Genomic DNA, 2,386 nt, shown 5'->3' on the forward strand with positions numbered 1-2,386 from the left:
TCACAACGCACACGGCTCAAGCAGAATCCACGTGCAACGCGCGTTCCTGCGTTCCGGTCCTCCTGGCGTCGCCAGCATGATGCTGCTGGTGACAGGAGGCATGTACGAGGCGGAGGTTGGTCTTCGCGTCCGTTCCGCCGTCCCGCCGGTAGACGAAGTGATGCTTGTGGAGCGTCTTCTTCATCGCCGCGAACCATTCGATCCACTCGCGTGGACTGTCCGGCTCGTACTCGGCCCCAGAGATGAGCGCCTGCCTGCACAGCGGGCAGACACCCTTCTGACGTGCCGCCAGCTGGATGCTTGTCTTATCCATCGGCGGTGGCGTCCGGGTGCGGCGTCTCGATGCCCAGTAGTCCTGGAGGGTCGGGTCATCCGGGGATGCCGGGCCCTTGACCATGACGTGCCGGACGATCGGGACCCATGCGAACTTCTGGAGGTGGGCCCCCGTTGCCGGGATGCCGAATACCCAGACGTCCGCTCTGGACGTGTTGAACCTCCCGAAGTGTCTCCTGATGATCCACTTCATGGATTTCCTCGCGTGTCCACGTCTGGCCCACTTGAAGGTGAGCTTCCACATGTAGTCGTCCAAGGAAGCGAAGGTCTTCTTGGACACCACGGACCGGTAGTATGCCGCCCATCCCCTGATGATGGGGTTGAGCTTCATCAATACAGCCTCGGCATTGGACCCGTAAAGGGCCCTTACCTCCGTCCGAAGCCGTTCCCGGACCCTCAGCACGGCGTCCTTGCTCGGCCTGACGATCGCCTTTCCACTGGAACTTCTACGGAAATTGAATCCGAGGAAATCGAAGCCTTCAGTGAGGGTCGTGACGCGTGTCTTTTCCTCATTGAAGCGAAGCCCGCGGGGCTCCAGCCACTTCGCCAGCTTCTCCTTGATCTCGTACGCTTCCGCTTCCGAGTGCGCGAGCACTACGAAGTCGTCCGCGTACCGGACGAGCACCGGCGAGGTCCGCTTGGTTTCGATCCCACGGGCTCGATTTGCGCACCTCACTCCGGCGGCCGTTTCCATCCCGTGGAGCGCGATGTTCATCAGCAATGGGCTGATGACACCCCCTTGTGGGGTCCCTTCCTGTGTCGGCGACCACCGGCCGTTCTCGAACACTCCGGACCTGAGCCATTGGCGGATCATGCCCCTCGCGGGGAATGTGCCGATGGCCTCTGTCAGTCGTTCGTGATCGATCCGGTCGAATGCTGCCGCAAGGTCGGCATCCAGAATCCATTCCCTATTGGCGTTCTTACCGCTCGCCGTGTTATGGATGGCCTGCATCGCATCCTGGCAGCTCCTTCCCGGCCTAAACCCATAAGATCTGGGTTCGAACCGGGCCTCCCATTCAGGCTCAAGGGCGTTCTTCACCCTGGCCTGCATGACCCGGTCGCGGATGACCGGGATACCGAGAGGCCGTTGCTTGCCGTTGCTCTTGGGGATGTACACGCGCTTGACCGGCCTGGCTCTCCACGGAGTCGTCGTCCGCGTCAGATCGGCGACCAGTTCTCCTCGCCCCTTCGGGGTGAGGATCACCTCCTTGTCGATCCCGGCCGTCTTGCGCCCGGTGCTCTGCTGTGTCACGCGCTTCACGCTCACCAGCGTGTTGCTCCGCGACCTCAGCATGAGCTTTTGCAGGTTCCTGACCTTCTTGAGGTCACCGTCCCGCGTTGCCTTGAAGATGCGCTGCCGCAGTCTCCGTACGTTCTCCTCTGCGGTGGCCCAGTCAATACCGGTCCAGTCGCAGTCGTCGAGTTCGCCCTTCGGTCCGTTCAGCACGTCGAGCGCCGACTCATTCATCGTTGCCATCCGTGCCGCCTAACTTGTCCGCAGGTTCGGGGTTCCTTGCAGTTCTCTCCAAGATTCCACCTGATCCACGTCGGCTCCCTTTCGGGCCGGGCATCTGCCCGTATCCGGCGAGTTATGCAGGGAGTTGGGAGTTCTCCCTGTTTTCCTCTGGCCTTTCGACCTACCGGCGTTCGCTTCTTGGATCATCCTGTTCCCGCTATGGGCTCCGGCTTCCCTTACGGTCGGCTTGCTGTCCGAAGACAGACCACAACGGGGTTCCCACGTTCCGCACATTCCAGTTGCGACTGGATTGGGTGCCTCCTTTACCCCGGGTCCAGTGGTGTCCGTGCTCCGCGCCAAACTCCACGAAGCTCACCTGACGCCTTCCAGCGTCGGGACCTGTCAGCCACTGCGGCTTCCCATCTGCGGCTGTTGAAAATGACGGGGCATAGTCAGAGGTTCACTTTCGTTCACCCGCCCAGCCTTCCCCTTGCCTGTTGCCCTCGGATGGAACGAAGGCTCTTGGGCGTGAGGACCCGGCTTCACACCCCGCCGTTGCCAGCGACGCATGCGAGTCTGGGGATCGACCTGGACACT

At 61.8% G+C, this 2,386-nt stretch carries 1 protein-coding gene; it reads right to left on the reverse strand.

Features of this window, described 5'->3' with window-relative positions:
* Nucleotides 1-16: 16 nt before the first annotated feature.
* On the reverse strand, nucleotides 17-1,810 hold the full coding sequence (gene ltrA / locus ACYVO6_RS49435; protein WP_461073628.1) for a group II intron reverse transcriptase/maturase: 1,794 nt from the start codon (nucleotides 1,808-1,810) through the stop codon (nucleotides 17-19).
* Between the last annotated feature and the right edge of the window lie 576 nt (nucleotides 1,811-2,386).

Source organism: Streptomyces pseudoechinosporeus (assembly GCF_054783935.1).

Bases quoted from the DNA above. Each gene is read 5' to 3' on its own strand.
- ltrA (WP_461073628.1), bottom strand. From the start codon at position 1,810: ATGGCAACGATGAATGAGTCGGCGCTCGACGTGCTGAACGGACCGAAG.